This is a genomic window from Thalassotalea sp. Y01 (assembly GCF_012932945.1).
In the GTDB taxonomy this organism is placed as follows: Bacteria; Pseudomonadota; Gammaproteobacteria; order Enterobacterales; family Alteromonadaceae; genus Thalassotalea_A.
This window is the reverse complement of sequence record NZ_JABBXG010000003.1, coordinates 147,121-173,652: the sequence shown is the minus strand read 5'-3', so window position 1 is coordinate 173,652 and position 26,532 is coordinate 147,121. Positions and strand designations below refer to the sequence as shown.

Annotated in this window: 19 protein-coding genes; 6 read left to right on the top strand and 13 right to left on the bottom strand. The window is 43.2% G+C overall.

The features are described 5' to 3' along the window. Positions 1 to 79: 79 nt before the first annotated feature. The 6 genes from HII16_RS05645 to HII16_RS05620 all read right to left on the bottom strand — a co-directional run bounded on the left by HII16_RS05645 (position 80) and on the right by HII16_RS05620 (position 7,614). Positions 80 to 1,324, bottom strand: a complete 1,245-nt coding sequence (locus tag HII16_RS05645) for an ammonium transporter (protein ID WP_135439122.1) — start codon at positions 1,322 to 1,324, stop codon at positions 80 to 82. 12 nt (positions 1,325 to 1,336) lie between these two features. Beyond that, complete coding sequence (locus HII16_RS05640; protein WP_135439121.1) at positions 1,337 to 1,675, bottom strand: P-II family nitrogen regulator; 339 nt, start codon at positions 1,673 to 1,675, stop codon at positions 1,337 to 1,339. A gap of 283 nt (positions 1,676 to 1,958) precedes the next feature. Then, complete coding sequence (locus HII16_RS05635) at positions 1,959 to 2,564, bottom strand: hypothetical protein (RefSeq protein WP_169128233.1); 606 nt, start codon at positions 2,562 to 2,564, stop codon at positions 1,959 to 1,961. Between the two features lie 171 nt (positions 2,565 to 2,735). Beyond that, entirely contained in the window at positions 2,736 to 5,870 is a 3,135-nt protein-coding gene (locus tag HII16_RS05630; RefSeq protein ID WP_169128231.1) for an efflux RND transporter permease subunit, read from the bottom strand. Positions 5,871 to 5,874: 4 nt separating this feature from the next. Then, a complete protein-coding gene (locus HII16_RS05625; RefSeq protein ID WP_169128229.1) occupies positions 5,875 to 6,993 on the bottom strand; it encodes an efflux RND transporter periplasmic adaptor subunit in 1,119 nt (372 codons plus the stop codon). Between the two features lie 255 nt (positions 6,994 to 7,248). Continuing rightward, positions 7,249 to 7,614, bottom strand: coding sequence for a YacL family protein (locus tag HII16_RS05620; RefSeq protein WP_169128227.1), 366 nt, complete (start codon positions 7,612 to 7,614; stop codon positions 7,249 to 7,251). Positions 7,615 to 7,770: 156 nt separating this feature from the next. Between HII16_RS05620 and HII16_RS05615 the strand changes: the two genes are divergently transcribed. Further along, positions 7,771 to 8,556 carry a hypothetical protein gene (locus tag HII16_RS05615; RefSeq protein WP_169128225.1) on the top strand — a complete coding sequence of 262 codons (786 nt, stop codon included), beginning with the start codon at positions 7,771 to 7,773 and terminating at the stop codon, positions 8,554 to 8,556. A gap of 192 nt (positions 8,557 to 8,748) precedes the next feature. Here HII16_RS05615 and acnB read toward each other — a convergent pair whose 3' ends face one another. After that, positions 8,749 to 11,346, bottom strand: coding sequence for a bifunctional aconitate hydratase 2/2-methylisocitrate dehydratase (acnB, locus tag HII16_RS05610; RefSeq protein WP_169128223.1), 2,598 nt, complete (start codon positions 11,344 to 11,346; stop codon positions 8,749 to 8,751). Between the two features lie 367 nt (positions 11,347 to 11,713). Between acnB and HII16_RS05605 the strand changes: the two genes are divergently transcribed. The 5 genes from HII16_RS05605 to HII16_RS05585 all read left to right on the top strand — a co-directional run bounded on the left by HII16_RS05605 (position 11,714) and on the right by HII16_RS05585 (position 16,975). After that, positions 11,714 to 12,691, top strand: a complete 978-nt coding sequence (locus HII16_RS05605; protein ID WP_169128221.1) for a metallophosphoesterase — start codon at positions 11,714 to 11,716, stop codon at positions 12,689 to 12,691. 185 nt (positions 12,692 to 12,876) lie between these two features. After that, positions 12,877 to 13,557: a potassium channel family protein gene (locus HII16_RS05600; protein ID WP_169128219.1), complete on the top strand. Its 681-nt coding sequence runs from the start codon at positions 12,877 to 12,879 to the stop codon at positions 13,555 to 13,557. Continuing rightward, positions 13,550 to 14,635, top strand: a complete 1,086-nt coding sequence (locus tag HII16_RS05595) for an AI-2E family transporter (RefSeq protein ID WP_169128217.1) — start codon at positions 13,550 to 13,552, stop codon at positions 14,633 to 14,635. Before HII16_RS05600 ends, HII16_RS05595 begins: the two co-directional genes overlap by 8 nt. A gap of 17 nt (positions 14,636 to 14,652) precedes the next feature. Beyond that, entirely contained in the window at positions 14,653 to 15,888 is a 1,236-nt protein-coding gene (locus HII16_RS05590) for an HlyD family secretion protein (protein ID WP_169128215.1), read from the top strand. A gap of 7 nt (positions 15,889 to 15,895) precedes the next feature. Continuing rightward, positions 15,896 to 16,975, top strand: a complete 1,080-nt coding sequence (locus HII16_RS05585) for a DUF2955 domain-containing protein (RefSeq protein ID WP_169128213.1) — start codon at positions 15,896 to 15,898, stop codon at positions 16,973 to 16,975. A gap of 267 nt (positions 16,976 to 17,242) precedes the next feature. Here the strand turns inward: HII16_RS05585 and lpdA are convergent, their stop codons facing one another. The 6 genes from lpdA to ampD all read right to left on the bottom strand — a co-directional run bounded on the left by lpdA (position 17,243) and on the right by ampD (position 26,523). Further along, on the bottom strand, positions 17,243 to 18,679 hold the full coding sequence (gene lpdA / locus HII16_RS05580; protein WP_169128211.1) for a dihydrolipoyl dehydrogenase: 1,437 nt from the start codon (positions 18,677 to 18,679) through the stop codon (positions 17,243 to 17,245). A gap of 326 nt (positions 18,680 to 19,005) precedes the next feature. Further along, complete coding sequence (aceF, locus tag HII16_RS05575; protein WP_169128209.1) at positions 19,006 to 20,973, bottom strand: pyruvate dehydrogenase complex dihydrolipoyllysine-residue acetyltransferase; 1,968 nt, start codon at positions 20,971 to 20,973, stop codon at positions 19,006 to 19,008. A 36-nt stretch (positions 20,974 to 21,009) separates the two neighbouring features. After that, a complete protein-coding gene (gene aceE / locus HII16_RS05570) occupies positions 21,010 to 23,682 on the bottom strand; it encodes a pyruvate dehydrogenase (acetyl-transferring), homodimeric type (protein ID WP_169128207.1) in 2,673 nt (890 codons plus the stop codon). A gap of 113 nt (positions 23,683 to 23,795) precedes the next feature. Beyond that, on the bottom strand, positions 23,796 to 24,569 hold the full coding sequence (gene pdhR, locus HII16_RS05565; RefSeq protein ID WP_169128205.1) for a pyruvate dehydrogenase complex transcriptional repressor PdhR: 774 nt from the start codon (positions 24,567 to 24,569) through the stop codon (positions 23,796 to 23,798). A 410-nt stretch (positions 24,570 to 24,979) separates the two neighbouring features. Beyond that, positions 24,980 to 25,825 (bottom strand): regulatory signaling modulator protein AmpE, encoded by an 846-nt coding sequence (ampE, locus tag HII16_RS05560; RefSeq protein ID WP_169128203.1) that lies wholly within the window; start codon positions 25,823 to 25,825, stop codon positions 24,980 to 24,982. Positions 25,826 to 25,911: 86 nt separating this feature from the next. Continuing rightward, positions 25,912 to 26,523 carry a 1,6-anhydro-N-acetylmuramyl-L-alanine amidase AmpD gene (ampD, locus tag HII16_RS05555; protein ID WP_248289515.1) on the bottom strand — a complete coding sequence of 204 codons (612 nt, stop codon included), beginning with the start codon at positions 26,521 to 26,523 and terminating at the stop codon, positions 25,912 to 25,914. Between the last annotated feature and the right edge of the window lie 9 nt (positions 26,524 to 26,532).

The window sequence follows — 26,532 nt, the reverse complement described above, 5'->3', positions numbered from 1 at the left end:
GCTAACTGTTTATTAATAATAAAAAAAGGGCCGGTATAAACCGGCCCTAAACTTTAACCAACTAGCGTCGTTATTGTTATTATCCTTTTAGCGAGACAAACTCAGGGTATGCTTCGACACCACAATCAGATTTGTCCACACCATTGTATTCTTCATCTTCACTAACACGGATGCCCATGGTTTTCTTCAATACAAACCATACTGCAAAACTTGCTGCAAATACCCATGCGAAGATAACGAATGCACCGTATAACTGAGCACCAAATGTTGCATCGCCGTTGCTAAATGGTACAACCATTAGCGCGAAGAAACCAACAACACCGTGAACGGAGATGGCACCTACTGGATCATCAATCTTGACTTTATCCAGAGAGGTAATTGAAAGTACCACTAACATACCACCAAGTGCACCAAGTAAGCTTGCAAACAGTGGAGATGGAGATAGTGGGTCAGCGGTAATCGTTACCAAACCAGCTAATGCACCATTTAGAATCATGGTTAGGTCGGCTTTACCCCAAATTACTTTATTAAGTAATAGTGCGGCAACAGCACCTGCAGCGGCTGCAGCATTGGTGTTAACGAAAATTTGACCAACAGCGGTTGCGTTTTCAGCATCAGATAGAAGCAATTGAGAACCACCGTTAAAACCAAACCAACCCATCCATAAGATGAAAGTACCAAGCGTAGCCAATGGCATGTTTGAACCTGGGATTGGGAAGATTTCACCGTTTTTACCGTATTTACCCTTACGAGCACCTAACAGTAATACACCAGCAAGTGCTGCAGCGGCACCGGCCATGTGAACAATACCAGAACCTGCGAAGTCGCTAAAACCAGCTTCAGATAAGAAACCACCGCCCCAAGTCCAGTAACCTTCAACAGGGTAGATAAAGCCTGTTAAAACAACGGTAAATATTAAGAATGCCCAAAGCTTCATGCGCTCAGCTACGGCACCCGATACAATAGACATTGCTGTGGCAACGAATACTACTTGAAAGAAGAAATCTGACTCTAAAGAATGATCAGCACCTTCCGCTTGTGTACCAATTAAACCGGCAATTGATGGTAAGATACCGCCTTCAGCGTTATCTACGTACATAATATTGTAACCAACCAACAAAAACATCACACATGCAATTGAATACAGCGCAATGTTTTTAGTTAGAATTTCAGTAGTGTTCTTAGAGCGAACCATACCCGCTTCAAGCATGGCAAAACCTGCCGCCATCCACATTACTAATACACCTGACAACAAAAAGTAAAAGGTATCAAGCGCGAATCTAAGTTCGGTTACTGTACCTGTTAATGTCGTTAACTCTTCCATTTTATCCCCCTGTTAAAGCGCTGCAGTATCAAGCTCACCAGTACGAATACGTACCGCTTGATCCAAGTCATATACAAAAATCTTACCGTCACCGATTTTTCCGGTATGTGCAGATTTGCTGATGGCTTCAACAACACGTTCAGCATCTTCTGCTTTTACCGCTATTTCTAGTTTTACTTTTGGTAAGAAATCTACTTGATATTCAGCACCGCGATATAATTCGGTGTGACCCTTTTGACGACCAAAACCACGTACTTCTGATACGGTTAGGCCTTCGACACCGACTTCAGAAATAGCTTCTCTGACGTCGTCTAATTTGAATGGTTTAATTATTGCGTTTATTAATTTCATTATCGCCCCCTAATAGTTGCTGGATTAATGGTTACAAGTTGCGTACCAACAAATATAAAACCAATAAAAACAATAATTTAAATTATTTTAAGTTGATTAATGAAAACACAACGCACCAAGTTGGGGCGTTGTGACCGCCATGTTGCTTTAAAACTGTGCTAATTATTTTTGCAGAAATACCTAAAACAGAAGCTGCCGAAAGAAGCGAGTAATAGAAACGAGTAACAGAAACTAATATTAGAAAGGAGTATCGATATAAAAACCGACTTTGGTTTATTAATCGTTAGTGGTCTTGGTCGCTAACGAGTGCCTTACATCGCTCATCAATGATACTCACCACGTCTTTCGAATACACCAAAGATGTATGAGTTTGATTCAGTACAATGTGCTCTGTCATGCCTGGTATACGAGTTTCAGCAATACTCACTGTACCATCGGAGTCCTCGACTCCATCGCGCCATACCCGATCCAGTAGCGGTCTAGCACCAATTTTAATAGAACCAGCGATAGAGATAAGCTTTTGCGGCACAGGCCAAGATTTAGTGAATCGTTTAGGCAATAAACCAAATTGAGTCGAAGAACCTAACAGATATTGAATGTTTACTTTTTTCATGTCTTCGGCAATTTGTGCGCCTTGATGTGGCGTGCCAAGAGTTATCACTAACGGTACGCGTTCAACCGATACTTGACGAGTAAATAAGTACTCAGTTGCAACGAGCCCGCCAAGTGAATGACCGAGCAACACCGTCGGCCCATCACCGACACGTTTATCAATGCTGTGAAACAATTTTTCTTTGTCGACTTTGGTACTTGGGTAAGAAATGTTTTCGACGATATGGCCAAGCTGCATAAGGCGATTGGCCAGCGGAGCCATGATAACTTTGTTCATAAACAATCCGTGTAATATGACAATTTTCATTTCTGTTCCAAATCAGATTAATAAGGGTAGGCGCTTTGATTTTGCTATAAAACTATTCGCTTGGCAAACTCAGTTTAGCGACCAAGCAAATAAAAATCGCACCAATTCAAACGAGTTAATGCGATTGATTTGCCTATTGATTTAACCGTGAGTTAAATTTGATGGCTGTCGTTTACGCTTAAATTGGTTGCCTATATCCTCTCGTATCATATATAGACTCGGAATCAAAAATAGCGTTATTACGGTGGCGAAGATAATACCGAAACCCAGTGATATTGCCATTGGGATAATAAACTGCGCCTGTAAGCTGGTCTCAAAATAGATAGGTAAAATACCAAAAAAGGTGGTAAGTGATGTCAGCAATATCGCGCGAAAACGTTGCATACCCGCTTCAATAACGATATCCATCATTCGCATACCGGTATTTTTGGCACGGTTAATAAAGTCGACCAAAATCAGCGAGTCATTGACGACAACACCGGATAACGCAATAAAACCGTACATAGACATCATATTAATGGTTTTACCGACGATCATATGTCCCCAGATGGCGCCAATGATACCAAACGGAATAACCGACATGATCACGAGTGGTTGGGTATATGATTTGGTTGGTATGGCAATCAAACCGTAAATTAAAAATAACGCCGTTACTGCCGCAAACATTAACTGCTGTAAAAAGTCCTGCTGATCTTTGCTCGCACCTTCCATTCCATATTTTACAGTCGGGTATTTAGCCAAAATAGCAGGGATTATTTGCTCATTGAATTCACCAAGCACTTTGCGAGACTCGACTTTTTCACTGTCAATTTCAGCAGCGATTTTGATGGTACGTTTATTATTGATACGGGTGATTTTTGAGAACCCTTGGCCGATTTCAACATCAGCAACCTGATAGAACGGCACTTCTTGACCACTCGGGGTACGAACCCACATGTTTTCTAAGTCAGTGATTGAACGACGTTCTTCTTCAGGGTAGCGCACCATAACTTTCACTTCATTACGTCCACGCTGTATACGTTGCGCTTCATCGCCATAAAATGCCTGACGTACTTGTTTACCGAGATCGGATAACGACAAGCCCAGCACTTCTGCCTCAGGACGAATCGACAATTTAATTTCTTCACTACCACGACTGAAAGAATTACGGATGTCATACACACCGTCGTATTCACCGAGTTTGTCCTGCACTTCCAAGGCAGCCTGTTCAAGCTCATACTCGTCCAAACCATTTAGTTGGAACTCCAAGGCAGCGCCACCCCCCGCATTGGTACCGGCAAATAGGCGGAGCTCTTTGACTCCAGGGATTTCGCCGATTTGTTCGCGCCATAATTTTTCAATCTCAAAAGCGTTTAATTCACGAAACTCTGATTTATTTAATTCCATTAAAAAACCGCCAGCGAGATTGCCGTTGGTAAACACCATAATATGACGGATAAAGCTTTCTCCTTGATAGAGGTTTTGCTCTGCCATTTCGTAGCCTGAGTCAATAACTCGCTGCAATGCCTCATTACGTCGTTCCGGTGCCATACCGTCCTCCATAATGATTTGCCCTTGAATAAAGTCACTAGGCACACTAGGAAACACCTCTGTTTTAACCAATGAACCGGCAATTAAACCAATTGAAAGAAAAAACAAAGCGATAAACGCTGCCATGGTGGTATAGCGATTTTTCAATGACCAGGTAATCGATCGTAGATAGGTGTTTTTAATAAAACTGTCGAGCCACGCTTTAAAGCGCAATTGAATGCGATGCACAATATGGGCGTTGTCGGGATCAATCTCGGTGTACTTCATGTGCGCTAAATGCGCTGGCAAGATCCACTTCGACTCAATGATAGAGAAAACCAGACAAAGCATTACCACGATGGCGATTGATTGGAAAAAGCCAGAGAAGTTGGTGTCGATAAAAATGAGCGGCGCAAATGCGGCAATGGTGGTTAAAACCCCGAAGGTCGCAGGCATTGCGACTCGATGCGCGCCACGAATGACGTTATCAACCGAGTGGCCTTTATTTTGCACTTCGCTATAGACGCTTTCACCGATAACAATGGCGTCATCAACGACAATACCCAATACCATGATAAAAGCGAATAAGCTGAGTAAGTTTACGGTTACTGAGAAATCCCCTAATAACGGCATCATCATAAATGCGCCAAGGAAACAAATTGGAATGCCGACCATAACCCAAAAAGCGACACGCACTCGTAAAAATAAGGTTAAGACTAAAAACACTAATGCTGCACCAAGCATTAGGTTTTCAAACATCATGGTCAGGCGCTCGCTCAAATAAAACGACGAGTCAGCAAAGACCTCGACATTGGCACCTTCAGGCAATGACTGCTGCTTTTTATCAACATAAGCACGTACTTGTTTGGCAATTTCTAAATCGTTTTGATTACTAGTAGAGCGAACACGAATACTGGTGGTATTTTTGCCATCAAATAACGCGAAGCCTTCATCTTCAACGAAGGCGTCCTTAACGTTGGCAATATCGCCAAGGGTCAAATGCGTACCATCAGAATTAGTGCGTAATACCAGACGAGAAAATTCTTGCCCAGTATAGGCTTGGCCTTCTGTACGTAATTGGATATAGCCACCGCTGGATTTAATGGTACCACCAGGTAAATCAAGCGAAGAGCGCTTAATGGCTTGTGAGATCTCATCAAACGTCAGGCCATATTCAAGTAATTGCAATTCCGATATCTCAATCGATATTTCATAATCTCGAATACCAACCACTTCAGCAATGTTGACGTCTGGTAATGCTGTTATTTCATCTTTAATGTCTTGCGCCAGCTCCTGTCGGGTGCGCCTGTCCATCTGACCATTAACCGATACCCAAAGTACGTCCATCTGAAACTCTTGCTTCATCACTAAGGGCCGCTCAATTTGTGCGGGAAAAGTGGTGATGGTATCTATTTGCATTTGAATTTCATTGAGCTTATCTTCCAGCGAATATCCGGAATTGATCTCGATGGTCACCGTTGCAAGGCCCTCAGTTGCCTCCGAGGTAACGCGCTTTAATCCTTGTACATTTTCTAACTTTTCTTCGATCTGCAAAATAACCGACTGTTCGACATCGGCGGGTGAGGCACCAAGATGCGTCACCGTAACCATAATCGTATTAGGGCTAAATTCCGGGAACATCTTTTTGGTGATATTGAAATAAGAGTAAATACCCATGATGATGATAAACACCATCATTAAATTGGCAGCTACACTGTTGCGAGCAAACCAAGCAATGATACCCGTGAGTTTTTCTTGCTGCTCCATGATGCTACTCCGAGTCTGGTTCAGGCTTTATTGCGGCAACTTGCTCACCTTCAACGCGCAGCGGCATGCCTTGCACAGGAGTACGTAAACTGGTCATCACTATGCGGTCGCCTGCGCTGAAATTATTTTTCACGTAAACGTCTTCGCCTTGGGCACGCACCACTTCAACCTCGATCACTTTGAGCTTGTTGTTGGCATCAATGATATGCAGCACGTTGGTGCCATGAATCGCTTCTCTTGGCACAACAACGATATTGTCGGCTTTCTTTCCTTGAATAATCGCATTAACGAACATGCCAATACGCACTTCGTCGTCATGTTCACGATTTTTTAAGTTATAGGGATCGTCAATCTGCGCGACAATATAGTGCACACGGGATTCATTATTGACCACGCCTTCATAGCGGGCGATGAATGATGACCACTCATCTACTTTAAAGCCGTCGTGGTAGATGATTTTAACAGGACGCGAGGTATCGCCGATTTCATTTACTTTTGGCAAGTTTAAAAAGCGTAAATCAGATTGTTTGACCGGCAGCCGCACTTCGGCATAATCTATGGCAAAGGTCTTCGCCAATTGACCACCTATCGATACATATTGACCAATATCGACGTATTTCTCGACCAATAACGCATCGTAAGGCGCATATATTTTGGTGCGTTCTAATTTGGTTTGTGCTTCTTTCAAATCCGCTTGCGAGGCTTTTACATCGGCTCTCGCCTTTTGTAATTGCGGTGTTCGCAACGCTAAAATTGGTGCATCATCTAATGGTTTGCCGGTCATGCGCCATTCTTCTTTGGCCTGATCTGAACGGGCTTGTTCTTGAATAAACTCGGCTTGCATCGATTCTAGACGTGATTGCGCTTCGAGCAAATTTACTTCATAGACGATAGGATCAATTTCCAGCATTAATTCGCCTTTAGAAAAATAACCGCCGACTCGTAATTTTTCGGACACAAAGGTAATTTGTCCTGACACTTCAGAAATCATTACTGTTTCAGTACGTGCCTTTACGGTGCCCTGACTAGTGACTTCAAATACCACATCCTTGACTTCAATGTCGTTGGTTTTAACCAGTGGTGGACTAATATCGATCTCTTTTTTCTCCGGCTTTTGCGCCATTGAAGCGAGCCCCACAAACCCTAGAATGCCAGCAAGGATGATCGCTATTGGCACTATTATGTTTTTCGTTCGACTCGGCGGGGCCGGGTTTTGAGCTTCGATCTGAGGATGTAATTTAGTCATTGCTAAGTACCGCGTTAATGATTTTTAAAGCCTTGATATAGCGACTTAAATATAGCGCTAAAGCATTAATTTTTCTTCTATTTTTTCACTATAAAGTGATTTAACTCAATCGCCTATGTAATTTACATTGATTTACCAAAACTGATGCCAGGCACTAAGCATTTCCAGTAAGTCTTCTACGCCGCAACTCGCCGTTTGGTTCATATCGAAATTATCTACATCATCAATTAACCGCTCGGGTAAGTCTTCGTCACTGCAAATAATGTTCGCAAAAACGGTAGCCTCGCCCTCTTCTATACTCAATGAATACTCTTTACCGTTCAGTTGCTGCTTATCACTGCGGGTTTCGCTGGCATTAACAAGCGCTTGTACAGCATTAAATTTTGATTGGTCGGTGCCTATTTCACTTTCAAGCCACGGGCCGAATACATGATGTTCAAGGTTAAACTCGGCGCGAGGCTGGCCATTAATAAAGTCGAGGGTAAATTGATAATCCATAATTGCTCTGGGTTGCTGTTAAAACAGTTGCTTAAGATAAAAAGTAGATGATAAACGCGTTAATTTTACTATGTTGGAAACTAAAAAGCGTTAACAACATCAAACGACCCATTGGAGTTAATAATAATTTAACATATTTTGATAACAACAGGGACTATGACCGCTACTAAAGCCAAAAAATCAAAACTGAACTTGGTTAACGCACTGAGCTTGTCAGTGTTGCTGCACCTTGTTTTACTTGCGGTGTTTTTATCGCAATCAGTTGGCGTCGACAAGCTCAGTAATCGCCAGCAATGGCACGCAAACGCAAATCTTATCGATACACCTAAGCAAAATATCAAAAGCTACATTTATCGTTCACCAAAAAAAACAGCTGTTAAGGCCCAGTTAACACCTGAGTTAACTTCTGAGCAAACACCTGAACTAGAGCCTCAGTTAGCACCCCAGTTAAAAGCTGGGTCCAACGGCAATGTGGAGGCAGAAGACAACAATGAAGCAACGGAACCAACAAGCAAACAGCAATCCCCTTCAGCAAGTCCCGCCAGCCCGAGCAAAGATGTGATGGCAAAAGACACACAAGGCAGTGACTTTAATCCCTATAAAACACGCATGCAGTTTGCTGAAAAGCTGCAACAACAAAGTCTGTTAGATATGCAAAAGCCGGAAAACAATAATGGCCCTTTACCGAACTGGCAAGCAGCCCCGATTAAACCGTTAGTAAAAACACAATTACAAATAGACGCTGAAAATACCACGGTCATAGGAAATGAAACCATCATCAAAAAAGATGGCTGGTGTCAGCAAAGTACTGATTTAAGTTTTATCGATGATAATTTGGGGACGGTTTATTCGGCAAGTTTCTGCGGTGAAAGCAAAGCGGATAAATACTACCGAGAATTTATGAACAAGCACATGGAAGCATATAAACGCAAAGGCGAATAAACCGTGAGCAGTACCCATTAAAAATTAGCGTTTGGAGTTAGTAGCAATCTCGCGACAATAGTTCTGGCAAAGCCCATCACAAGATTCATGGCAACGCTCATGGCCATACTTATGAAAACGTCCAGGACAATCTGAAAACAATAAAAAGGGCCGCATTAGCGACCCTTTATGGTGTTATTAGTTAAACCGCAGTTATGCTACGTTTTGGGCAATAACAACTTCTTTTGCTTTGTTGGTGTAACTTTCCATCTTGTGGAAGTTCAAGTAACGGTATGTATCGGCTGCTGTTGCATCGATTTGCTTAGCGTATTCCATGTACTCTTCTACAGATGGTAAACGACCAACGATAGCGCCAACGGCAGCTAGCTCTGCTGACGTTAAGTAAACGTTAGCGCCGGTACCTAAACGGTTCGGGAAGTTACGAGTAGAGGTTGACAATACGGTCGCCTTGTCAGCAACACGTGCTTGGTTACCCATACACAGTGAACAACCTGGAGTTTCGATACGAACACCAGACTTACCGTAGATTGAGTAGTAACCTTCTTCAGTTAACTGATCACGGTCCATCTTAGTTGGTGGAGCAACCCACATACGTGTTGATAAAGCACCGCCAAAGTTTTCAAGCAATTTACCCGCTGCACGGAAGTGACCAATGTTGGTCATACAAGAGCCGATGAATACTTCATCAACTTGGTCGCCAGCAACATCAGAAAGAAGCTTGGCATCATCTGGGTCGTTCGGACAACAAACGATTGGCTCTTTGATATCAGCTAGATCAATTTCGATAACGTGGGCATATTCTGCATCCGCGTCAGCTTCCATTAGTGATGGGTTCGCTAACCACTCTTGCATGCCGTTGATACGACGCTCGATGGTACGAACATCGCCGTAACCTTCAGAGATCATCCACTTAAGCATAACGATGTTTGACTCAAGGTATTCTTTAACAGCGTCTTCTTCAAGCTTGATGGTACAACCTGCAGCTGAACGCTCAGCAGATGCATCAGATAATTCAAATGCTTGCTCAACAGTCAAACCTTTAAGGCCTTCAATCTCTAGTACACGACCAGAGAATTCGTTGATTTTACCCGCTTTTTCAACAGTTAATAGACCGTTTTTGATGCCGTAGTAAGGGATAGCGTGTACTAGGTCACGTAAAGTGATACCTGGTTGCATTTCACCTTTAAAGCGAACCAATACTGATTCAGGCATATCAAGAGGCATAACGCCGGTAGCGGCAGCAAATGCAACCAAACCAGAACCCGCAGGGAATGAAATACCAAGAGGGAAACGCGTATGAGAATCACCACCTGTACCAACAGTGTCAGGCAACAACATACGGTTTAACCATGAGTGAATTACGCCGTCACCTGGACGAAGTGATACACCACCACGGTTCATGATGAAATCAGGTAATGTGTGGTGAGTTTGCACATCAACTGGCTTAGGGTAAGCAGAGGTATGACAGAAAGACTGCATGGTTAAGTCAGCTGAGAAACCAAGACATGCTAAATCTTTTAGCTCGTCACGGGTCATAGGACCTGTGGTATCTTGTGAACCAACGGTTGTCATTTTCGGCTCGCAGTATTGACCAGCACGAATACCGTCAACGCCACATGCTTTACCAACCATCTTCTGTGCAAGGGTGTAACCTTTACCAGAGTCAACAACATCAACAGGCTTGTTGAATAAATCAGTTTCACCAAGACCTAGTGCTTCACGTGCACGGCCAGTTAGACCACGACCGATGATTAGAGGAATACGACCACCAGCACGAACTTCATCAAGAAGTACCGGGCTAAGCTCAAACGTAGAGATAACTTCGTCCGTACCAGAACGCTTAACAACACCTTCGTAAGGGAAGATATCAATCACATCGCCCATGTTCATTGCTTGCACGTCTAGTTCGATTGGCAATGCACCAGAATCTTCCATTGTGTTGTAGAAGATAGGGGCGATTTTACCGCCTAAACAAACACCACCACCACGCTTATTCGGTACGTATGGGATATCATCACCCATAAACCAAAGTACTGAGTTAGTCGCTGACTTACGAGATGAACCGGTACCAACAACATCACCTACGTAGGCAAGAGGAATGTTGTCTTGTTGTAGTTCTTCAATTTGCGCGATTGGACCAATCGTACCGTCTTGATCAGGGTTGATACCGTCACGAGCCATCTTTAACATTGCTTTGGCGTGTAGAGGAATATCAGGACGAGACCAAGCATCAGGTGCTGGAGATAAGTCATCGGTGTTAGTCTCACCAGTAACTTTAAATACTTTAACCGTGATCTTCTCAGCTACGGCGTCACGGTTAGTAAACCATTCACCGTTAGCCCATGATTCCATAACGGCTTTAGCTTGAGCATTACCCGCTTCAGCCTTTTCTTTTACGTCATAGAAAGAATCGAACATAAGAAGTGTTTTAGAAAGACCGGTAGCGGCGGTAGCAGCTAGCGCTTCATCTTCTAATAAATCGATCATAGGTTGGATGTTGTAACCACCTAACATGGTACCTAGTAATTCGGTAGCACGTTCAGCATTAAGGATTGGTGAATTTGCTTCGCCTTTAGCTAATGCGGCTAAGAAGCCAGCTTTAACGTAAGCGGCATCATCAACACCTGGAGGCACGCGATTGGTTAGAAGGTCTAAAAGAAACTCTTCTTCGCCTGCTGGTGGGTTTTTAACAAGTTCTACTAGCTGAGCAACTTGTTCTGCATCTAGTGGCTTAGGAACAATACCTTCTGCCGCACGCTCTTCTACGTGTTTACGATAATCTTGAAGCACTTTGCTTTCCTCTCTTGCATAAAACGGATGTACCGGGTGTTAACCCTGTTCTGAACACTCGTTTATTGTGATTTTTAACCGCGCAAATTATACGGGATCTGCCGCAAAAACTGAATACACAAGTCAGTAATTAAATTTATATCTGGTATTCATGGCGTTTATATTGATTTACATCTCGGTATAGAGTCAGGGCAGAACCGTTTGTTATTTTAGCCTACCTTGGATGACATTTTGGTGACGATTACATTTTAATTTGAGAACAAGGCATAAGGGCTAAGGGCTAAGCGATATTGTGGCAGGTTATTTATTTTCACCCCCGATTTAGATTCTATACTTTGTTTGGTTGAGTAAATTAACGGGACAACAGATGTCACATACAAAGACCTTTGCGTTGATAACTTTTTTCATTGGCTGTTTTGCCATACAGGCAAAAGCACCAGATTTTGTCGCACCAAAAGAACAGCCCGACATGGTTCGTTTTGCCATCATTGCCGATTTAACCGGTGGTGAGCGTCCGGGAGTTTTTAATGTTGCAGCCGAAGGCATTGCCCGACTGCAGCCCGATTTTATCATGAGTATTGGTGATTTAATCGAAGGCGGTACCGAAGACATCGCGCAAATGAACAAAGAATGGCGAACCTTTAAAGCCAACCTCAATAACCCTGACATTAGTTTTTATCCGACCGTTGGCAACCATGACATATCCAACAGCGTCATGCGTGACTGGTATGAATCGACAATTGGACCACGCTATTACCATTTCGTCTATAAAAATGCCTTGTTTATCGTTATCGACAGTGAGGATTTTAGTGATGAATTTTTCATTGAATTAAAACAAAAACGCGATAAAGCCATAGAGGCCTATAAAACCAACCCTGATCAATTTGCCGATACGGAATACGCGAAAATGCCACAACGTCACTATGGCAAGATTAGCAAACAACAAACAGACTATGTATTAAAGGTATTAAAGCAAAACACCGAGGTACGTTGGACCTTTCTGTTTATGCATAAACCGGTTTGGCAAGACGAAAACGAGAGCAACTTTAAGCTGCTAGAGGATGCAATGAAGGATAGAAGCTATACCGTTTTTAACGGCCATGTACATATGTATCAACACACCCACCGCTTTGGCATGGACTACATTCAGCTGGCAACATCCGGTGGCAAAATGTTTGCCGGTAAAAGTCAAAATATGGACCACATCACAATGGTCGCTTTATCCGATGATAAGCCGACCTATCTCAATATTAAACTCGACGGCATGATTGACAAAACAGGTAAAATTCCAGCAAAAGGCGATACCCTATGCTTTTCTGCATCAGACTGTGCCAAAAGTAAATAAGCCGACAATTCACTGGCTTTAATTTCATCTACAACAAGGCGTTGTCTGACGCCTTGCTGAACTTAATATAAATTCATAATAAACAACTGCTTAGTTTGTATAAAAATTGGCAGCATTTGCAACGCTAAACTATGCTTTTAAAGCATGTTAAACAAAAATAAACCTGACAGGATCTGCTCACCTTAATGACTAATAAAGATAATTTTATCTACCTTACCTGGTCGTTAGCATTACTGCTGTTTGCGGTGACCATAGTACAAAACAGTGTCGACCCCGCTTGGCAGCGTCTAGTGCAGTCGGCAACTGTGCTTACGTTATTACTCGCTGTTTGGGGAGTACAAAAGCGTGAAAAGCGCCGCTTTGTGCTGCCTGTATTGATCATTGCCTTCTCTGTCGGTGGCAATTTATTTGATGACAACAGTGAAAACTATTTCCATTTATTCTTACTGTTGGTGTTTTTAATTTTGACCGCCTTTAAAACCGCCAAACAGGTACTGTTTAGCGGTGAAGTTACTGGCAACACAATTTTAGGGTCAATATGTCTATATGTCTTATTTGGTCTGATTTGGGCAGTACTGTACACCCTACTCGAAATTTTATTTGGCAATGCCTTTACCGGCATTGGTGATAGCACTAGCTGGCATCAGCTATTGCCTGATTTTATTTACTTTTCATTCGTAACAATTACCACATTAGGCTATGGCGACATTTCGCCAATTGTGCCGATAACCCGTTTTTTTGTATACCTTGAAGCCATCATTGGTCAGTTTTACATAGCCATTCTGGTCGCTAGTTTGGTTGGCTCCAGATTATCGAGTGTACAAGAACCTAAATCCTATAAACCTGAAGGGCAAGACGATGAATAATTCAAACCTTAGCGATACTAGCCGCAGCATCATAGATGCCGGTATAGTCATTATCGCCGGCATGATACTTGGGATAGCCTGTTTTGATATCATTAGGCCATTTATACTTCCTATTGCGTGGGGGGCGATTATTGCTATCGCGTTATACCCACTATTTAATAAGCTAAAAACCAGTTTAGGTGGCAAAGGCGGCTTAGCGGCGGCCATACTCACCATTATTGGTATTTCAGCCTTAGTGATTCCTACGGTGACGTTTTCTAGTTCCGCAATCGACGCTATTGGCTCAGTAGGAGAGCAATTAAAAGAAGGCACCCTTGATGTACCACCACCAAGTGAAAAGGTAAAAGAGTGGCCATTAATCGGCGAAAAAACCTATACCGCTTGGGAGAAAGCTGCCACCAACATTGAAGGCTTCGCCAGTCAGTATTCTGAACAAATCAAAAATACATTTTCTGCGATGCTCGGCGCCGCAGCCAGTTTTGGTGGGGTGATATTGCAATTCGTTTTTTCGATGATCATTACCGCCATATTCTGGACCAATGCCGAGGCGTGTAATAGAGGATGTCAGATTTTCTTCTCTCGTCTAATGGGCGACAAAAGCGATGAAATCCTAAAAAATAGCGTGGCAACAGTGCGCAGTGTTGGCGCCGGTATTTTAGGTATCGCCTTTACGCAAGCCATACTGGCCGGTATTGGCTTGGTCGTCGCGGGCATTCCAGCAGCCGGCATTTGGGTATTGTTAGTTTTGATTGTCGCCATCGTACAATTGCCACCTATCCTAATTCTTGGTCCTATTGCTGCTTATTACTTCTCTGTCGCTGACACCACGCCTGCAGTGATATTCTTAATCTATTCATTTTTAGTGAGTATGAGTGATGCATTCTTAAAACCCTTATTGCTCGGTCGTGGTACCGACATCCCCATGCTGGTGATTTTGATGGGCGCCATTGGTGGCATGATAATGTCCGGTATCATTGGTTTATTTACCGGTGCGGTGATTCTAGCCTTAGGTTATCAAGTGATGCTGATGTGGCTTAATTCTCGTCAAACAAAGCCCCAGGAAAGCGCCGAAGAGTAACGCAGAAAAGGTGTTCAATGAGCTCTAATTACGATAAAAATAAGCAAGATAACGGCGGCAATGATGACGCAACTGAAGCACAACATAGTTCAGCTTCAGCTGCCGAGTCAGAAAGCAAGTTAGAAGCCAAGACAGAAGCCGAAGACGCAAAAGCTAGCGAGGAAAAGCCGGCTGGCAAAGCTGCTAAACCAGACTTTGCCAAGCGTTTTTCTAAAATAACGTTATCTTTGGCATTGTTGTATTTTCTTTGGTATGTGATTGGCGATCGGGTTACGCCAATCTCTGACCAAGGTCGCATTAGAGCGTTTGTTATTCCTGTGGTACCGCAAGTTGCTGGTAAAGTGTCAAAGATTTATGTTGGCGGTGACAAGGTGGTCAAAAAAGATCAAGTGCTATTTGAAATCGACGATAGGGATTATCAATTGGCATTGGAAAAAGCCAAAGCTAATCTCGAACTCACCGGACAAGAAATCGGCGCAGATACTGCGGTACTTGATTCCGCCAAAGCACGACTCGATCAAGCCAAAGCGGATTTAGAAGTAAAGAAAATAAACACCAGCCGAGTTTTTATCCTTGAGCAAGAAGGCATTATTTCAGGTTTTGATGGCGATCGTGCTCGTGGCGTTTTAACGCAAGCAGAGCTTGCTGTAGTCGATGCCGAAGCCGGTTATGAACAAGCTAAACAAAAACTCGGCAAAGAGGGGAAAAATAACCCCAAACTATTATCTGCACTGGCGGAGTTATCCACTGCTCGTTTAAATCTAAGTCGCACCAAAGTATCCGCACCGAGTGATGGTGTGGTCTCTTATGCGAAAATAAATGTCGGTTACTATGCCGCTGTTGGCCAACAAATCATGACTTTTATTGGCAAAGACACGGTGTGGATAGAAGCCAGCTTTAGAGAAAATAATTTAGGCAATTTAAAGTCGGGGGATCCGGTCGATATCATTCTCGATTCCGCCCCCGGTCAAATATTTAAAGGCAGTATTGGCACCATAGGTTTTGGTGTTAATTTTGACAAAAATGAACCTGGCGCCCTGCCTACACCAGAAAAACCAACCGGTTGGATGCGCGATCCACAGCGTTTCTCGGTCAATATCATATTCAAAGCCCCAGAAAGCATACCTAAACGCTTATTGCGCGAAGGTGGCCAAGTCAGCGTTATCGCCTACACCGATGAAAGCAATATTGTTTTCGACAAGTTAGGCAAAGCGTGGGCTTGGATTACGTCTTATATGTCTTACTTGTATTAGTACAACCATGAGAGTGACGACCGCAATTCATCATGCCTTGCACAGTCAAAGTGATGATGTGATCAGAATGTTGCGACTCACTTTTGGCCTGACGCTCGCCATCGCATTAGCGTTTGCGATTGCTTGGCCGCTGTCTTTTATTACCGCCGTGTTTACCGGCAGCTTTTTAGGTAATCGCAGCGGTAAAATGCCATTTAAATTACTTGTCACATTATTGATGGTGGCAACGACCGCCTTTGTTAGCGGCATTTTGATATCCAGCATGCTGCTTAACTATCCTATCGTTTTCATGTTGGTGATGACGTTAATTATTTTCGCGGTTTCTTATTGGAGTTATCGCGGAGGTAATGATTTTGTCATTGCCATGTTATTGGTAGGCTTTACCTTAGTACCGCTGCTTGGCATATTACACCCAGCCATCGCTGGTATTGTGACGCAAAATTTTATTATTTCTTGCGGTTTAGCTCTGTTTATCACCATGCTGTCCCACGAGATCATTCCCGATAAGCCGGATGTGGTCACCGCCCCTCCTAAACCCGTATTTGATGTTGGTGATAAAGTCATCGGTTTTCAATTGGCGCTGCTCAGTACCATCATCATCATGCCGGCGATGATATTCTTTTTTTATTTTGGACTGACATCCGATTTACTGGTGCTGGTATTTATTGCCATATTGGCACAAAAGCCTGATGTACTTATCGGTATGAAGGGTGCGATGGGGCTTTTGCTCGGCAATATTATGGGCGGCATCATATCCATCGTTATTTTTAATGCCTTGATTATGGTGCCAAGTTACACGTTTATGATCTTAGTCTTTTTAGTGTTGATATCGTCTTTAGGGCGGGTCATTTTTTCCGACTCACGGCTTGCCCCATTATATGCGATGGCACTCAACACTGTGGTTATTATTGTTGCCAAAGGCAGTGGTGAAGATGGCAATGCCGCCGATGACTTTTATATACGCATATTCCAGATTGGTGCCGCTTGCGCCTACGTTGTCTTTGCAGCCTATGTGACCACGCCTTGGCTTAGTCAAATCAAAGCCCAGTACCACCAATTGCAACAAAAAGCCGCATCACCGCAATAGAACCGCTATAGCTGAATTACGTTAATAGAATCACCATAGTCGTGTCACGATACTCTAGTCATTGTAAGGAGGATAGCTAATCACAACATAATAATTAAACGATACAGCTCAGTAGGTTTAGGGGCTTTAAGCCAACGTCTTAAAGCAAATATCTTCATTCCAATACCGTTAAGCCAGTACCGTTAAGCCAATGCCTTTAAGATAATATTTGCCCATAAAAAAACGCCAGCACTTGCTGACGTTTTTGATAGCGATGCAATTAAAGAATTACTTCTTCTTTTTCTTAACCGCTTTGGCGTTTGGCAAGTCAGTAATTGAACCTTCAAATACTTCAGCTGCCAAGCCAACAGACTCGTTTAATGTCGGGTGAGCATGAATGGTCAAACCAACATCTTCCGCATCAGCGCCCATTTCAACCGCTAATCCGATTTCACCTAACATTTCACCAGCATTGATACCAACGATAGCACCACCTAGTACGCGACCAGTGTCTTTATCGAAGATCATCTTAGTTTTACCTTCAGTACGCGCTGAAGCAATTGCACGACCTGATGCAGACCAAGGAAAGTTAGCAACTTCGATGTTTAAGCCTTGCTCTTTCGCTTCACGTTCAGTAACACCTACCCATGCAATCTCAGGGTCAGTGTAAGCAATTGAAGGGATACAGCGTGGTTCAAATACGTGCTTCTTACCAGCAATAACTTCAGCTGCAACGTGCGCTTCGTGAACCGCTTTATGAGCAAGCATAGGTTGACCAACAACGTCACCAATTGCGAAGATATGTGGCACGTTAGTGCGTAGCTCGTTGCTTACGTTGATGAAACCGCGCTCATCCACATTAACGCCAGCTTTATCAGCGGCAATTAAATGACCGTTTGGTTTACGACCTACAGCAACCAAGATCTTGTCAAAACGAACCTGACCTTCTGGTGCTTTTTTGCCTTCAAACGTTACATATAAACCGTCTTCTTTTGCATCAACGGCAACAACCTTGGTTGAAAGCATGATTGATTTAAAGCGTGGTTTGTTGTGCTTAGTATAAATTTTAACAACGTCTGCGTCAGCCGCTGGTACCAATTGGTCAGCAAACTCAACAACAGAAACGTTAGCGCCTAATGAGCTGTATACCGTACCCATTTCAAGACCGATGATACCACCACCTAAAACAAGCATCTCTTCAGGTACGTCTTTAAGCTCAAGTGCACCTGTTGAGTCGATGATGCGGTCATCTTCTGGAATGAACGGCAAGTTCACAACAGATGAACCACAAGCGATGATCGCGTTGTCAAAGTTTACTGTGGTGTTACCGTCAGTGCTTTCAACTTCAATGCTGTTAGCGCCGGTGAATTTACCGTAACCGTTAACAACCTTAACTTTACGCATCTTGGCCATACCGCCAACGCCTTGGGTAAGCTTGCCAACAACTTCGCTGTCTTTCCACTGGCGAATTTTTTCCAGGTCAATTTCTGGTTGACCAAAAGTAACACCGTGAGCGGCCATGTCTTTTGCATCATCAATCACTTTAGCAACGTGAAGAAGTGCTTTAGATGGAATACAGCCGACGTTTAGACAAACGCCACCTAAGTTGCTGTACTTTTCAATTAATACTACGTCTAAGCCTAAATCTGCGGCTCGGAATGCTGCAGAATAACCGCCAGGGCCTGAACCTAAAACCACGACTTGTGTTTTAATTTCGTTGCTCATGTTTACCTCAAATTCTTGAAATTAGCGCCAATACTTAACCTGTGATTGACTACCAAATTACACCCCTAAACTCGTTCAGGCATGCAGTAAAATTCCTATTGTGAATGCGTTTAAAAGTGCTTAAGAAAACTTTTAACACACCCTCTAATTTTTTAAACGGGGCAAGTTTACAGTGTGTGACAAAAAATCGCCAACATTTATGTAAAAAATTCCAACCATGCTCTGCGCCTGCGCTTAACCTAGGTAAACTTTTCGATGCTTTGCAAAAGGGTTGTAATAATTGCCACCAAATTAAAATCGCCGGTGCGAACACCGGCTAAAACGATTTACAAAATCATTTGACGAATATCGGTCATCATTGATGACAAATAAACGCTAAAGCGTGCTGCTAACGCGCCATCAATTACTCTGTGATCATACGATAGAGACAGAGGTAACATCAGACGAGGCACAAACTCGCTACCATTCCACTTAGGTTTCATATCTGACTTAGAGACCCCCAAAATGGCAACATCAGGCGCATTTACGATAGGTGTAAATGCTGTACCACCAATACCACCTAATGATGAAATGGTGAAACAACTGCCTTGCATATCCTTCGCCGTTAACTTACCGTCACGAGCTTTGGCAGAAATTTCCAATAACTCTTTAGACAGTTCATAAATACCTTTTTGATCAACGTCACGTACAACCGGTACAACCAAACCATTTGGCGTATCAACGGCAACACCAATGTGCACGTATTTTTTCATGATCAAGCTTTCGCCATCTTCACTCAAACTTGAGTTAAATACCGGGTACTCACGAAGCGCAGCGGCTGCCGCCTTCAAGATAAACACCAATGGCGTGATCTTAAAGCCTAACTTCTTCTTCTCCGCCAACACATTTTGTTGTTTACGGAATGCTTCTACTTCAGTGATATCGGCTTCATCAAATTGCGTAACATGTGGAATCGTTACCCAGTTGCGATGCAGATTAGGTCCTGAGATTTTTTGAATACGGGTTAATGGCACTTGCTCAATTTCACCAAATTTAGAGAAATCTACTTTTGGTTGAGCGATAACTTGCAAGCCACCTTCACCACTGGCAACCGAGGTGTTCGCCGTTGCTTTCGGACGTGACAATTCGTATTTCACATACGACTGCACATCTTCTTTCATGATGCGAGCTTTTTTACCGGTGCCTTTCACCTTGGATAAATCAACACCAAATTCACGGGCTAAACGGCGAATCGCCGGCGATGCGTAAATTTGACCTTGCTTCAGTGCAGAACCTGCACTTGGGTGGTGTGGTACTGGAGCGGCTTTCTTTTGTTGCGGCGCAGGTGCAGCAACAACCGTTTGTTCTTTCGCAGCTTCAACCGCTGGAGCAGCCGGTGCAGGTGCGACAGCAGCTTGGGTTTCAAGCAACAATACTAGGCTGCCTTCTCCCACTTTATCGCCAACAGCAACTTTCACTTCTACGACCTTGCCACCTTGTGGTGCAGGAACGTCCATGGTTGCTTTGTCAGTTTCAAGGGTTATCAAGCCATCTTCGGCAGCGATGTCATCACCGGCAGCAACTAGTACATCAATAACGTCAACTTCACCGTCTTGACCAATATCAGGTACGCTAACCTCGATAATGGCACTGGCTGCAGGAGCCGCTGGTGCCGCAGCTGATGCTGGCGTATCTGCTACAGGGGCTGGCGCAGCCGGAACTTGTGCAGCTGGTGTTGCAGCTGACGCTGATGCACCAACTTCTAGTAACAAGACTAAGCTGCCTTCTCCCACTTTATCACCAACAGCGACTTTCACTTCAACGACCTTGCCACCTTGTGGGGCAGGAACGTCCATGGTCGCTTTATCGGTTTCAAGGGTTATTAAACCATCTTCAGCACTGATTTCATCACCCGCGGCGACCAATACATCGATGATATCAACTTCACCGTCCTGACCAATGTCAGGTACGGTAATTTCAACAACGTCAGAGCCGCCTGTTGCTGGTGCAGCAGCTGCTGCAGGTACAGCTTCAGCAGCCGGAGCTGCGGCTTGTTCTGCTGGAGCAGAATCCGCAGCAACAACCTCAAGAACAACGATCAAATCGCCTTCTGAAATTTTGTCACCAATCGCAACTTTAATTTCTTTAACCACACCAGCATCCGATGATGGTATGTCCATTGAAGCTTTGTCAGTTTCAACACTTACCAATGCATCTTCTACCGCTACAGTGTCTCCGACAGCAACGCTTAGTTCGATAACTTCGACTTCGTCACCACCGACATCCGGTACGAGAATTTCTTTTATATCAGACATGTTATTATCCTTGCCTTACTTACGCTAATTGCTTAATTAAGCGTAAAGCGGGTTAATCTTGTCAGCGTCAATACCAAAGTCTTTAATGGCCTTGGTCACTACGTCCATTTTGATCTCGCCACGCTGGGCCAGTTCATACAACGAAGCAACAACAATATAGTTGTGATCAACTTCAAAGTGACGACGCAAGTTGGCGCGCGAATCAGAGCGACCGAAACCGTCGGTACCAAGTACACGGAAATCGGTGTCAATAAATGCACGAACTTGATCTGAGTACGCTTTGACATAATCCGTAGCTGAAATTGCTGGACCTGCATCTTTACTGATAACAGTTGAGATATAAGGTACTTTCGCTTCACTTTCTGGGTGTAGCATGTTCCAGCGATTCGCTTCTTGGCCATCTCGCGCCAATTCGTTGTATGACGTTACCGAGTAAACATCTGACGATATTGCAAACTCTTCGGCTAGAATTCGAGCAGCTTCTCTTACTTGCAGCAAGATTGTACCTGAACCCATTAACTGAACATTGGCTTTAGCTTTTTTGCTTGGCTCAACACGGTCTAGTTTATAAATACCTTTAATGATGCCTTCTTCAGCATCCGCGGGCATTGCTGGGTGTTGATAGTTTTCATTCATTAACGTTAGGTAGTAGAAAATGTTTTCATTTTCTTCATACATACGGCGTAAACCTTCACGAACGATAACCGCGACTTCATAACCGTATGTTGGATCATAAGTTAAACAGTTCGGGATAAGGTTTGCTTGTACATGCGAATGACCATCCTGATGCTGCAGACCTTCACCGTTAAGTGTGGTACGACCGGCAGTAGCACCTAATAGGAAACCACGTGCCTGACTATCACCAGCAGCCCATGCTAAGTCACCAACACGTTGGAAACCAAACATTGAGTAGTAGATGTAGAACGGAATGGTTGTCGCATTACAAGTTGAATAAGACGTACCAGATGCAACCCATGACGCCATGGCACCTAATTCGTTAATACCTTCTTGCAATACCTGACCTTTTTTATCTTCGCGGTAGTACGCGACTTGGTCAGCATCTTGTGGCACGTATTTTTGCCCTTCATGAGCGTAAATACCGACTTGACGGAATAAACCTTCCATACCAAAAGTACGCGCTTCATCAGGAATGATTGGCACGATTCGGTCACCAATCTTTTTATCTTTAAGCAATGCATTCAAAATACGAACGAAGGTCATGGTAGACGATACTTCACGTTCGCCACTGCCTTTGGTAATTGCTTCAAATGTTTTTAACGGTGGGATCTCAAGAGACTCTTCCGCTTGTTCGCGACGGGCAGGTAGTGAACCACCAAGGCCTTCACGGCGCGCACGCATATATTGCATTTCTGGGCTGTCATCAGCAAAACGGAAGAAAGGCAATTCTTCTAATTGATCATCGGCAATTGGCATATTGAAACGATCGCGGTATTGCTTGATTGATTCAATGTCCATTTTTTTAACGTTATGTGCAACGTTTTGCGCTTCACCTGATTGACCTAAACCGTAACCTTTTACTGTTTTTGCCAAGATAACGGTTGGACGATCTTTGGTTTTCTTAGCATGGTCATATGCTGCGTAGACTTTAACCGGATCGTGACCACCACGGTTTAAACGCCAAATATCAGCATCTGACATGTTGGCAACCATAGCGGCTGTTTCAGGGTATTTACCGAACCAGTTTTCACGGGTGTATTTGCCGCCTTTTGCTTTACAGTTTTGGTACTCACCATCAACTGTTTCATTCATAAGCTGCAAAAGTTTACCGGATGTGTCGCGAGCAATTAACGGATCCCAGTAAGAACCCCAAATAACTTTAACAACTTCCCAACCAGCACCACGGAAGGTACCTTCTAGTTCTTGAATGATCTTACCGTTACCACGAACCGGACCATCAAGACGTTGCAAGTTACAGTTGATAACGAAACATAGGTTGTCTAGACCTTCACGAGCTGCCAAGCCAATCGCACCTAATGATTCTGGCTCATCAGTCTCACCATCACCTAGGAAACAATAAACGCGCTGATCTGAACAGTCTTTGATACCACGGTCCGTTAAGTACTTAAGGAAACGTGCGGTATAGATAGCTTGCAATGGACCCAAGCCCATAGATACTGTCGGAAACTGCCAAAAATCTTGCATAAGATGTGGATGCGGGTAAGACGATAAACCTTCACCGTCAACTTCCTGACGGAAGTTATCCATTTGCGTTTCAGATAAACGTCCTTCAAGGAATGCACGGGCATAAATACCAGGAGAGATATGACCTTGAGCAAATATAAAGTCACCACCGTCGGCCGGACTTGCTGCTTTAAAGAAGTGGTTAAAACCAACATCATATAAAGTTGCACTTGATGCGAATGATCCAATATGACCACCAAGCTCTAGGTCTTTCTTAGATGCACGTAAAACCAATGCCATCGCATTCCAGCGAATCGCTGCACGAATGCGTGATTCAATGGTTTGGTCAGCAGGCATGTTAGGTTCTTGGCCAACAGGGATTGAGTTTACATAAGCAGTAGTTGCTTCAAACGGTAAATGAGTACCACCGCGACGGGCGCGCTCGATCAACGACTCAAGAATGTGATGTGCACGTTCTGGCCCATCTTGTTCAAGAATAGCTTCTAACGACTCAAGCCATTCTTGTGTTTCTTGCGGATCGATATCGTGATTGATTTGATCAGTCATAACGATGTTTTTCTCCAAATTTACGCCTTTATTTTCAAGGACGTTTTAATTTTTAAGTTGCCTTAAAGGTAGTCGAAAATAACGATAAACCTTAATTCTAAAGGCATTAAAGCTTACTGGGTTTGCAGTCGTCGCAACGATCTGGTGACCCTTGAGTTTTCTTCCGCCAGATTAAGCATTATCTCTTCGATGTAGGCCAAGTTTTTATGGCTTGCTCCCCACGCTTTGTTGGGTTCACCGCTGATAATACTTTCCATCAGACGCTTGCGGTAATGAGCAATTCGCGCCGGAACTTCCGGACGTTTTGCCAATACCTGTAAATTCTTTTCTATATTGTCGATAAGCAAACCGCTCATCGCACGGGCCAAATGCAAAATCACCGCATTATGCGAGGCCTCACATATGGCTAAGTAAAATTCAAAAACACTTTGCGCTTCACCGCGAAAATTTTCACTTAGCTGAGTGTTTTCAATATGGGCAACGGTAATTGCTTCATATTTCGCTTCAATATTGCTGAAGTCTTCTTTGGTACCACGCATCGCAGCATAATATGCAGCCATACCTTCAATGCCGTGTCGAAACTCAAGTAAATCAAATTGTGACTCACCTTTATTTGCCATTAACGCAAACAAAGGGTCCGACAAGCCGCTCAATAATTTATCCGCAACAAAGGTGCCACCGCCCTGACGACGAAAAACCAAACCTTTAGCTTCTAAATTTTGAATCGCTTCACGCAACGATGGACGGGAAACACTGAATTGCTCGGCTAATTCTCGCTCAGGTGGTAATTTTTGTCCGGCCGATAAGCTTCCTTCGAGTATCATTTCTTCTAACTGAGAAGTGATTACATCAGATAACTTAGGTTGTTTAATCTTCTTATAAGCCATTGAAAAATATTACAAACCTTTCGATTTAAAACCAATAACCATGGTCAATTGGTATTACCAATTCAGGGTTTCGATGCTTTAAAGTAACAGAGTTCTGTTATAATGTAAAATTATTACAACTACGACCAGTGCAACAAGACTTGTCACAAATTAGCAAAAAACCTCAATGGTATGACCAATATATTAAAAATTGATGTTCGCAGTGTTCGCACGCAACGCTGTTATATATAAAGGGATAGGTAAAATATAGATGCAAATATTTAGCTTGCCAGAAAAGCGCAAAGTTAAGAGCAAGGTAAAGGACTAAGTAAAGCGACAGGTAAAGCGGTAAATGAGCAAAATAGCAGCGCTAAAAATAAAAAAGAGCCGTAAACGACTCTTTTTAGTGGCGATATGAAACTAACTTTCAGCTAGTGGATAACCCCCGCCATTGTCATAAATGCGGTAGCGGCGAGTAATAACATTACATTGCGTTTGGCAAGACGCACCAAAAAGCCAGGTTCAGCGGTTAAATCCCCTTCTTCAATCGTGATTTCTTCCGATATTTTGGCAACTTCACATAAATAACGGCGATTAGTAATATGGGTGTTTAACATACCTTCCAACCAATAGGTTAAGGCTCTAGAGAAATGACCAACCAACATATAACCTAAGGCGACAAAGCGCACCGGAATAAAATCAATAACCCTCAGCAAAGACCCCGACTTTTCAACGGCAATCTCAGGTAATATTGGTTCATCATTACCGTTACGAACCTCAGAGTTAGTAGCAACAAGCAAACGATAGAAGACAACAGCAGCGATACCAAAGAAGATAAACATGAGCATAACCGCCATATAGTAACGGTAATTTACCCATACTAAAGTTTGACCGAACGACTCTTGTTCACTTTGCTGGCCATTTTGCAGCTCCATTTGATAATGAGACACCGCGACTTCATCGCCACGCATTGCCGCATTTAAGAAATTTTTGTAAGACTCTCTCGCGGTGTTCGAACCAAGACAGATAATAAGCAATAAGGTGGAGGCGACAAATTCAATCAAGCCGCTGTCAAAAAATTCTAACAAGCCCCACAATATAAGGGCAGGCACCACAGCAAACGCTAAAATATTGCCGCGATTTTTGCTGATTTCACCTTTGGACACAAAACCACGCACGAGTTTAACGTACGAAATAAAATAGGTATCAAAATGCCAGTTCTTTGACACCATTACTCGCTCAGCAGCGAGTGCAATAAGCAAACTGATAAGACTCATGTATATCCTGACGACAATCGTTTGTTGTTTTTAAAAAAGCTGATACCTAATAGTATACAAAGATAATACTCAGAAACCATATAAAGTTACTGTTTTAAAATACAATTATCCGCAACAGAAGCGAAATATTGTTGCCAGTCAAAACTTTTTCCGGGATCCGTCTTACGCCCTGGGGCAATATGACAATGACCGGTAATACGCTGCTTATTAATATCAGGATAATTAGCCATGATGGCTTCGGTTAAGGTTGCTAGAGAGCTGTATTGTGATTCGGTATAAGGCAGTTCATCGGTGCCTTCCATCTCGATGCCGATAGAATAATCATTACATTTTTGTCGACCACAAAACTCAGACACGCCGGCGTGCCAGGCGCGTTTATTTAGCGGAACATATTGAATCACCGAGCCATCACGTCGAACTAAAAGGTGCGCAGACACTCTTAACTTATATATGTCTTTGAAATAATCATCGTCATTAGGGTTTAATTGCCCAAGAAAAAGGTCGGTTATATGATTTGAGCCAAATTTACCCGGCGGTAAGGAAATGTTGTGAATAACCAACAAACTGATGTCATCGCATTCTCTATCATCACAATGCGGCGATGCCTTATGACTGATATGAAAGTCAAAACTATTGCTATCAAGCCAACCTTTATTGATCTTCACCTGTACAACCACCATAGTATTAAATAAGAGCATTATTAAACT

Coding starts and splice junctions, on each gene's coding strand:
- HII16_RS05645 (WP_135439122.1), bottom strand. CDS start 1,324: ATGGAAGAGTTAACGACATTAACAGGTACAGTAACCGAACTTAGATTC.
- HII16_RS05640 (WP_135439121.1), bottom strand. CDS start 1,675: ATGAAATTAATAAACGCAATAATTAAACCATTCAAATTAGACGACGTC.
- HII16_RS05635 (WP_169128233.1), bottom strand. CDS start 2,564: ATGAACAAAGTTATCATGGCTCCGCTGGCCAATCGCCTTATGCAGCTT.
- HII16_RS05630 (WP_169128231.1), bottom strand. CDS start 5,870: ATGGAGCAGCAAGAAAAACTCACGGGTATCATTGCTTGGTTTGCTCGC.
- HII16_RS05625 (WP_169128229.1), bottom strand. CDS start 6,993: ATGGCGCAAAAGCCGGAGAAAAAAGAGATCGATATTAGTCCACCACTG.
- HII16_RS05620 (WP_169128227.1), bottom strand. CDS start 7,614: ATGGATTATCAATTTACCCTCGACTTTATTAATGGCCAGCCTCGCGCC.
- HII16_RS05615 (WP_169128225.1), top strand. CDS start 7,771: ATGACCGCTACTAAAGCCAAAAAATCAAAACTGAACTTGGTTAACGCA.
- HII16_RS05605 (WP_169128221.1), top strand. CDS start 11,714: ATGTCACATACAAAGACCTTTGCGTTGATAACTTTTTTCATTGGCTGT.
- HII16_RS05600 (WP_169128219.1), top strand. CDS start 12,877: ATGACTAATAAAGATAATTTTATCTACCTTACCTGGTCGTTAGCATTA.
- HII16_RS05595 (WP_169128217.1), top strand. CDS start 13,550: ATGAATAATTCAAACCTTAGCGATACTAGCCGCAGCATCATAGATGCC.
- HII16_RS05590 (WP_169128215.1), top strand. CDS start 14,653: ATGAGCTCTAATTACGATAAAAATAAGCAAGATAACGGCGGCAATGAT.
- HII16_RS05585 (WP_169128213.1), top strand. CDS start 15,896: ATGAGAGTGACGACCGCAATTCATCATGCCTTGCACAGTCAAAGTGAT.
- lpdA (WP_169128211.1), bottom strand. CDS start 18,679: ATGAGCAACGAAATTAAAACACAAGTCGTGGTTTTAGGTTCAGGCCCT.
- aceF (WP_169128209.1), bottom strand. CDS start 20,973: ATGTCTGATATAAAAGAAATTCTCGTACCGGATGTCGGTGGTGACGAA.
- aceE (WP_169128207.1), bottom strand. CDS start 23,682: ATGACTGATCAAATCAATCACGATATCGATCCGCAAGAAACACAAGAA.
- pdhR (WP_169128205.1), bottom strand. CDS start 24,569: ATGGCTTATAAGAAGATTAAACAACCTAAGTTATCTGATGTAATCACT.
- ampE (WP_169128203.1), bottom strand. CDS start 25,825: ATGAGTCTTATCAGTTTGCTTATTGCACTCGCTGCTGAGCGAGTAATG.
- ampD (WP_248289515.1), bottom strand. CDS start 26,523: ATGCTCTTATTTAATACTATGGTGGTTGTACAGGTGAAGATCAATAAA.